Raw genomic sequence first — 7374 nt, 5'->3', positions numbered from 1 at the left:
ACATACCAGAAACAGGAAATAGGTATAGGACATGTCAATAACCAGAACTTTGTGCAGATACCAATGCTGATATTTGCAGACATGCTCAGATACAAACTTGCTGAATATGGTATAAAGTTTGTTCTCACGGAAGAAAGCTACACATCAAAGGCAGACTTTCTTGCAAAAGACTATATCCCTGTGTATAAAAAGAATGCGAAAGAGAACTTCGCTTTTTCAGGCAAGAGGATACAGAGAGGACTTTACAGGCACTACGATGGTACAATAACAAATGCAGACATAAATGGAGCTGCAAACATCTTAAGAAAAGTATTCCCAAAGGTAAGCCAATGGGATAGAGGCATAGTGGACATGCCCTGTTCTGCAGGGTGCGTAGAGCATCCTGCAGGTTCATGCCGCCATGCGGCATAACAGAAACCCTTTCCAACGTGGAGTCGGTGAGGGTAGTTCATGGAGTCCAAAGTATGAATATATCGGTATTTGGAGCGGGCAAGTCCTTCACAAACTGTACTCTGAAGTCGAGTGCCACACGGATGGATCAATATCTTGCCCTTGAACCAAGGATGAGCCTTGTGTCCGAGACGAACTATAACGAAGAGATGAAGAAATATTCAATACGCTGAAGACTCTTTGCTATTGTGGGCAAGAACATCAACAACAGGCTTGCAGTATTTAAGTGGTAATACGGAGGCATGATTGTAATAGCTCTGGAATCAAGATTTGATTAGTTGATGTCCGGAGCTATTTTATTTTTGTCTGAAAAAAGGTATGATAATCCATAAGTTGTCGGAAAAGATGATAGGGAAAAGGTCACATTCAAATCAGACATGGCTGAAGATGAAGTGGACCGCATATTTGATGCAAAATACGAGTATCGTGAGCTGGAAAAGACAGATGGGAGCTTTATCATTACAGTATATGGTGATGCGCCTTTTCCAGACAACATAGAAGGGCATTAAAAATATAACTTTCAGTTTAACGAGGACGGGTAATATGATAAAGTTTTTACATTTGTTCAAGAACTATTACTTGGGAATATCGTTTATAGGTATAGCAGCATTTGTGATACAAGAGATTCCATATATCGTTATGCCATTGATAAAACCTGCATCAAATCCAATCATGAATATGTCGAATGAGATCAAATGGATTGGTACAGTACAGGGAATATTTGGTATTTTGTCTATGATTCTGCTGATGTTGATTGTAAGGGATGATGTTAAACTTATTCCGAAAGAAACAACAAAAGAAAAGATATTTCTTTTTCTTATGATTCTGATGATCCTGATCAACTTTATTGGATGGATACTGTACTATATGGGTTACCAGTATGGATGGCTGATCATAATCACTCAGTTTGCCGTTGTTCCGTTGTACTATTTGTTTTTAGGACTTTGGCAGGGAAATTACCTGTTGGCAGGAACGGCGGTTCCATTTTTTGTGATTCATACCATCAACGGGATTATGAATTTTGCCGTTAAGAGATAGTATCTTTCAGGTTTAACGAGCGAAGAATCAAAGCAAAGTGTGGAGGTTGTCTATGAAGGAGAAACCGAAGGTGGTATACCACGGCAGCCAGTATTTATTTGACATCCTGATGCCGCGACAGGCGAACGGACAATGTGAGGCTGAAGCCCAAATGGGGATTTACGCGGCAGCAACGATGGAGGAAGTAATTCCTTTTGCACTGCCGTTTCGCTTCTACCCGGACTGTCCTGAGGGAAAATTATCATTTGATTCTGACGGGATCAAAAGCTACCTGCGCTACGGGGCCATTAATCCAAACGGAAAAGGCTATGTATATGTTCTGCCGTCGGATTCCTTTGAACTTGTCGATGAATGGGAATGGCTTTCCAGAACACCGGTAAAGCCAATAAAGGTGATTGAGATTGCTGTCAAGGATTATTGGCATACGATTTCATTTTCCGAGGAGGCAGCAAGAATTCAGCGGGAGTTGTACGGCGATATCTCCGGATAAAAACCTTTGAATTTCAGCATAATTGACTAACAATAATCAAAAAGAAGGAAGTATGTGAAAATGGTTTATAAAAGGGTTATAGCTACTATTATTCTTATAGTGGGAACTGCCGCGCTTATCTGCATTTCATTTATATATATACATTGGACCGCGTATCAGATTGCAGCGCATCATATAGATTATGCCGAAGTCGAACCACCAGTTATTATGAGTCTTGCGGCACTTGCAGTGTTTGCTATTTCGGTAAAAAAGCAGAACAAACACTTCCTGTATAAATACTTGGCAATTATTTCGCTAATCCTATTTGTTTTAAGTATAATAACAGAGCTGTTTTCTACTCATGCGTATTGTCCGGTATGCAACTATGTTGATGATGATAAGTGGTATCCGATATTGTACCAGTTATTTAAGGGAACAGTATATGAGCCAATATAAGGGTTTAGACTACCAAAGTAATATATCTATAGTAAGGAAAACCGGAATATAATCGCTTAAGAAAGGGCGTTGTTTGGCAGTAATAATACTGTTAAACAGCGCTTCTTTTTGATATAGTTGAAATATGTTTGTTGGAGGGAGTGTTTGGATATGAGTATGGACATGACAGTGCCATGTGACAATGGACTTATAAACATCAGAGTAGGAGCAATCATTCTTAAGGATGGAAAATTCCTAATGGTCGGGAATAATATCAGACCGGAGTATTTGTATTCTGTAGGCGGCAGAATTAAGTTCGGAGAAACTGCTGAGGAAGCGGTAATCCGAGAAGTATATGAAGAGACCGGTGTCCGCATGGAAGTGGACAGGCTTGGATTCATAAATGAAAACTATTTTTATGGGGACGCAGAGTCTAATCTCGGAAAGCTGATATATGAGATATCTTTCTTCTTTTACATGAAAGTACCTGAGGACTTTGAGCCGGAGTGTAACAGTTTTACCGAGGATGAGCATGAAGAGTTTCTTAAGTGGATTGCACCTGATGATCCGGTTAAGTTTTATCCGGAGTTTTTCAGAACAGAATTGCTGCATCCTGTAAATGTGGTTAAGCATTTTTTGACGGATGAGCGTTGAAATCAGAGAAAAATTGTATTGACATCAATTTGTCAGTCAATTATACTTACGACTAATATTTTTCAGAAAGAGAGACGTTATGGAAAGACTTATGCTCGTCACAATGTATAAGGTCATTACAACATCCGTGGATATGATTCAGGGGTCTGTTTTTGATATGCATGATGAGGATAAGTCAAATTGTAAGGCATAGATAGTGCTTTATAACTGATATAGTATTTAAGGCCTCATCAAGCGAGAGTTTGATGGGGCTTATTTTTTCGGAGGTGGATATGAGAATAGAGGAGCGCAAATACATTTTACCTGATGGGAGAGAGATTACTATTAGGAGTGCAGGTCCTGAGGATGCTATGAAAGTTAAGCTTCATAGGGAAGCAACTTCTGCAGAGACTCATTTCATGGCAAGAGAACCCGAAGATGGTCAGTTTAGCCTTGAGAAGATCACAGAGATTCTTGGAAGTATTGCTGAAAGCGACAGGGACTTCATGGTAAGCGCTTATATTGGAGATGAACTCATTGGAGATCTAGGCGTAACTCTCATAAGACCACATATTAAATATCTTCATCGGGCATATCTTGGAATGTCAATCCGACAGAAGTATACTGGAATGGGGCTTGGAAGCTTCATGATGAAGATTGCCTTGGACCAGGCAAAGGCAAATGGTTTTGAGCAGGTAGAACTTGGAGTTTATAGCGATAACGACAGAGCAAGGCACATGTACAAGAAGATGGGATTTCAGGAATATGGGATGAATCCTAGAGCATTCAAGCTAAAGGATGGCACATATAGGGATGAGATCATAATGGCAAATATATTTGAGTGATGAGGCGGCCTAAGTGACAAGGGCGTGTGGAGAAGGGAGGAAGCAGTACATGATAACAGATTCATTTGATAATAAATCTCCGGCAATCATCAATCCTGTGAAATTTGAAAAGCACAAAGCAGATGGGTGTATTTCTGTAGAAATGGAATGTGCTGCGGTGCAGGCAGTTTGCGATTTCCGGGGACTGGAGTTGTATCCATTCTTTACAAGCGGAGATCTGCTTGATGCTCCTGAGTGGGATGAGCGAAACAAAGATAATGATGATGGCGGACAGCATGATGCAGGGCATTTCAATATAGCCTTGGCGCTTGCGGAGTACATCGTATAAAATGGGGATTGGATATGAGAGTCAGAATTAAGATTGTAATTGGAATAACAGGACTGAAGAATTTAGGAAAAGAGTGAGGCGTTTACGATGTTTAGGAAAATGAGAAGATTTAAGCAGCAGATTTCTGATGCAGAGTGCATTGAGGTTTTGAAGAATACAAAAAGAGGCGTTCTTTCACTGATAGGAGATGATGGGTACCCTTATGGAATTCCAATAGACCATTGGTATTGTGAAGAGGATGGAAAGATCTACTTTCATGGAGCTAAAGAGGGACATAAGATTGACTCTATAAAAGCCTGCGATAAAGCCAGTTACTGTGTATATGACGAGGGCTATCGGAAGAAAGGCGATTGGGCTCTTAATATAAAAAGTGTCATTCTTTTTGGCAGAATCTGCCTTGTTGAAAATGAAGATAAGGCAAGAGATATATGTACTGCGCTGACCAGGAAGTTTACTGATGATGCAGAGTATCTGGAGAAAGAACTTAATAATGCATTTCCAAGAGTTCAATGTCTGGAGTTTTCTCCTGAACATATGACGGGGAAAATGGTTAATGAGTCTTGACAAGTAAGTCCTATTGGAAGTTAAAGTGAACTGATCATCAATTAGGATTGAATTGAAGCAGACTTGAAAGGAATGACAATGAAGATTAGAAAACTGCGATATCTTGGAATTATTATGGCGGCTGCTATTAGTATGGCGGGATGTGCTAATACTACTGATTCAGAGTCCCCGATAGGAAACGAGATTACAGATGATGGGTATGTGGAAATTATCGGCACAGGAAGTCTTGTGGCAGGTTTTGCAATAGAAGAAAATGATTCAAAAGATTCTGGTAAAAGAGCAACATATCCTTATGTTGTTAGGACAAAGTCTACTGTATGGTATCTTGCAGCAGATGATATTGAACTTATGGGCGAAGAAGCTTTTTTTGCAGGCTTAGAAGAAGTACTTGGTATGGTTGACCAGGACTTTGCAGATGCTAGAAAAGCTTTAGAAGACTATATTAGTGAAGAAGTTCAGCCAGTCGAAATCTATACGGATTTTTGCAATAAAGCGGAGGCTTCAGCTTATGCCGGTGCATATTGCCACCCGGTAAGCCATTTCATAAAACTATTTGGCGACTGGAAACAGGCTGAATGTGCGCTGCTTCATGAATATGTGCATTACCTTACTTTTGTATATACTAAGGTGCATCCGGATTCGTACTTTTGTTCGGAAGGAATTGCTGAGTATATATCAATGCTCGTCTGCGAGAACAGAATGTGTAAAAAGAGTAATTATGGGGCGCCTGAGGAATATCTTGAAGACCTCAAAAATTCTGATTTTTGGGATGCTGAGGAAAACGTCATCAAGCTCAAGAATATTTATCATTACAATGGTTTATGCTATGCAAATGGCGCATTTATTGGTCAGGAATACCAAAATATTAAAACCTCCTGGGATACAAGGACTGATGATATGCAGCAGTATATGCATGCAGATGACTGTTCCTATATTGAGGCGGGCTGTATAATAGAATATCTTGTAGAGACTTATGGCATAGACACCTTTATGGATAATCTTGATAAAAATCTCATGACCATGTCAAAAACTGTCTATGGAAAAGAGTTTTCGGAAATCTATAAGGATTTCACAGTGTGGATAAATGAAACATATGAGTCGTATGCAAAGGGGAGTTCAGACACAGGCAACTGAGCAGCCACGAGTCGATTCATAGAATGCTGCCGTCTGGATGGCTTGTTATTTCTGAAATAAAACCAACTATAATTCTACACGTAAAACTGGTGATCAATTTAAAAATGAGGACAGTAGGATGATAACAGAGACCTTTGACAACAAGTCGGAAGCAATAATAAATCTGATAAAAAAGCCGGATGCCGTGAAGGTGGACGTATGTATAGTTACATTTTCTCATGAGATTGAGAAATATGTGGCTGATAATTATGCATCAGAGGAAATTGCTGATCTCTGGTCAGCTTCAGGTAAAACACCAATCTACCTGATAGAAAGCGATAATAAGAGAATTGCATTCTTCAGAACATTTGTAGGTGCACCGATAACCTCTGCTCTCATAGAAGACTCAACGGTAGAACTTGATTGTTATAAATATGTTCTGTTTGGAGGAGCGGGATGCCTCAACAAAGAGATAGCGCACGGAAAGGTAATGGTTCCTACAGCCGCTTACAGGGATGAAGGAACATCCTATCGTTATGCTCCGGCATCAGATTATATAGATATTCCGAACAGTAAAATAGTTGAAAAGTTCATGTCGGAGAATAAGATTCCTTATGCTCTCGGACAAACCTGGACAACAGATTCTTTCTACCGCGAGACAAGGAATAATTTCGAAAAACGCAGGGCAGACGGATGTATCTCGGTAGAGATGGAAAGCGCAGGAGTTCAGGCAATGTGTATTTTCAGAAACCTTGATCTGTATGTATTTTTTACGAGCGGAGATCTTCTTGATGCTCCCGAATGGGATTCCCGTTTCGAGGCAGACGGAGATAAGGGGCAGCATGATGTGGGGCATTTCAGAATGGCACTCGAACTTGCAAAATATGTCGTAGAAGCTCAGTAAGTATTTTTATTTGAAGAAGATATGAATATTTACAGGATAATGAAATAAGCAAATCGGGATTAGTGGAGTAGAACATGGATAAAAAAAAGGTTTTGTCTGGCGCCATAATATTTATAACCCTGATGGGAATCGTAAGTCTGTTTTCGGACATGACTCATGAAGGCGCCAGAAGCATATTGGGCGAATATCTGAACCTCGCAGGGGCATCCGCTGCAACCATCGGATTTGTGTCCGGTATAGGAGAATTGTGCGGGTATTCACTAAGGCTCATATCCGGATTTATAGCAGATAAAACGAAGAAATACTGGACATTTGTTATCACAGGCTATGTAATACAGGCTCTGGCGATTCCTGCACTGGCACTCGTACCTGAACATGGCTGGATTTGGGCCTGCGGTCTTGTGATCCTGGAGCGTATCGGAAAAGCGATAAAAAAGCCTGCCAAAAACACATTGGTAAGCTTTGCGGCTAGCGAGATCGGAACCGGAAAAGGCTTTGCCTATCAGGAGTTTCTGGATCAGCTTGGCGCGTTTCTCGGACCGGTACTGCTTTTTGTAACAGCTCTTGTAAAAGGTACAGACGACCTTTTTACAAC

12 protein-coding genes are annotated in these 7374 nt (G+C 40.4%); all 12 read left to right on the top strand.

Going from position 1 to position 7374, the window contains the following annotated elements:
• Window positions 1-411 (top strand): transposase (locus G631_RS21240; protein ID WP_242829113.1); only part of this gene is annotated, 411 nt, incomplete at its 5' end.
• 416 nt (window positions 412-827) lie between these two features.
• Entirely contained in the window at window positions 828-959 is a 132-nt protein-coding gene (locus G631_RS21475) for a hypothetical protein (RefSeq protein ID WP_255345445.1), read from the top strand.
• A 34-nt stretch (window positions 960-993) separates the two neighbouring features.
• Complete coding sequence (locus tag G631_RS0115750; protein ID WP_026490258.1) at window positions 994-1488, top strand: hypothetical protein; 495 nt, start codon at window positions 994-996, stop codon at window positions 1486-1488.
• 52 nt (window positions 1489-1540) lie between these two features.
• On the top strand, window positions 1541-1978 hold the full coding sequence (locus tag G631_RS0115745) for a hypothetical protein (protein WP_026490257.1): 438 nt from the start codon (window positions 1541-1543) through the stop codon (window positions 1976-1978).
• A 60-nt stretch (window positions 1979-2038) separates the two neighbouring features.
• Window positions 2039-2413, top strand: coding sequence for a hypothetical protein (locus tag G631_RS0115740; protein WP_026490256.1), 375 nt, complete (start codon window positions 2039-2041; stop codon window positions 2411-2413).
• 150 nt (window positions 2414-2563) lie between these two features.
• Window positions 2564-3046 (top strand): NUDIX hydrolase, encoded by a 483-nt coding sequence (locus G631_RS0115735; protein ID WP_035789936.1) that lies wholly within the window; start codon window positions 2564-2566, stop codon window positions 3044-3046.
• A 272-nt stretch (window positions 3047-3318) separates the two neighbouring features.
• Window positions 3319-3870, top strand: a complete 552-nt coding sequence (locus G631_RS0115725; RefSeq protein WP_026490254.1) for a GNAT family N-acetyltransferase — start codon at window positions 3319-3321, stop codon at window positions 3868-3870.
• 49 nt (window positions 3871-3919) lie between these two features.
• On the top strand, window positions 3920-4198 hold the full coding sequence (locus G631_RS0115720; RefSeq protein ID WP_026490253.1) for a hypothetical protein: 279 nt from the start codon (window positions 3920-3922) through the stop codon (window positions 4196-4198).
• Window positions 4199-4285: 87 nt separating this feature from the next.
• Window positions 4286-4762 (top strand): pyridoxamine 5'-phosphate oxidase family protein, encoded by a 477-nt coding sequence (locus G631_RS0115715; protein ID WP_026490252.1) that lies wholly within the window; start codon window positions 4286-4288, stop codon window positions 4760-4762.
• A 78-nt stretch (window positions 4763-4840) separates the two neighbouring features.
• The gene (locus G631_RS0115710) at window positions 4841-5896 is read left to right on the top strand and encodes a hypothetical protein (RefSeq protein ID WP_155833949.1); all 1056 of its coding nucleotides are present in this window, start codon (window positions 4841-4843) and stop codon (window positions 5894-5896) included.
• Between the two features lie 118 nt (window positions 5897-6014).
• On the top strand, window positions 6015-6779 hold the full coding sequence (locus tag G631_RS0115705; protein WP_026490250.1) for a nucleoside phosphorylase: 765 nt from the start codon (window positions 6015-6017) through the stop codon (window positions 6777-6779).
• Between the two features lie 74 nt (window positions 6780-6853).
• Window positions 6854-7374, top strand: a 521-nt coding sequence (locus G631_RS0115700; protein ID WP_026490249.1) for an MFS transporter, incomplete at its 3' end; no start/stop codon positions are given.

Origin of the sequence: Butyrivibrio sp. XBB1001, from assembly GCF_000424505.1 — a bacterium.
Lineage (GTDB): Bacteria > Bacillota > Clostridia > Lachnospirales > Lachnospiraceae > Butyrivibrio.
This window is presented reverse-complemented; position numbering and strand designations above follow the sequence as displayed.

Bases quoted from the DNA above. Each gene is read 5' to 3' on its own strand.
- G631_RS21475 (WP_255345445.1), top strand. From the start codon at position 828: ATGGCTGAAGATGAAGTGGACCGCATATTTGATGCAAAATACGAGTAT.
- G631_RS0115750 (WP_026490258.1), top strand. From the start codon at position 994: ATGATAAAGTTTTTACATTTGTTCAAGAACTATTACTTGGGAATATCG.
- G631_RS0115745 (WP_026490257.1), top strand. From the start codon at position 1,541: ATGAAGGAGAAACCGAAGGTGGTATACCACGGCAGCCAGTATTTATTT.
- G631_RS0115740 (WP_026490256.1), top strand. From the start codon at position 2,039: ATGGTTTATAAAAGGGTTATAGCTACTATTATTCTTATAGTGGGAACT.
- G631_RS0115735 (WP_035789936.1), top strand. From the start codon at position 2,564: ATGAGTATGGACATGACAGTGCCATGTGACAATGGACTTATAAACATC.
- G631_RS0115725 (WP_026490254.1), top strand. From the start codon at position 3,319: ATGAGAATAGAGGAGCGCAAATACATTTTACCTGATGGGAGAGAGATT.
- G631_RS0115720 (WP_026490253.1), top strand. From the start codon at position 3,920: ATGATAACAGATTCATTTGATAATAAATCTCCGGCAATCATCAATCCT.
- G631_RS0115715 (WP_026490252.1), top strand. From the start codon at position 4,286: ATGTTTAGGAAAATGAGAAGATTTAAGCAGCAGATTTCTGATGCAGAG.
- G631_RS0115710 (WP_155833949.1), top strand. From the start codon at position 4,841: ATGAAGATTAGAAAACTGCGATATCTTGGAATTATTATGGCGGCTGCT.
- G631_RS0115705 (WP_026490250.1), top strand. From the start codon at position 6,015: ATGATAACAGAGACCTTTGACAACAAGTCGGAAGCAATAATAAATCTG.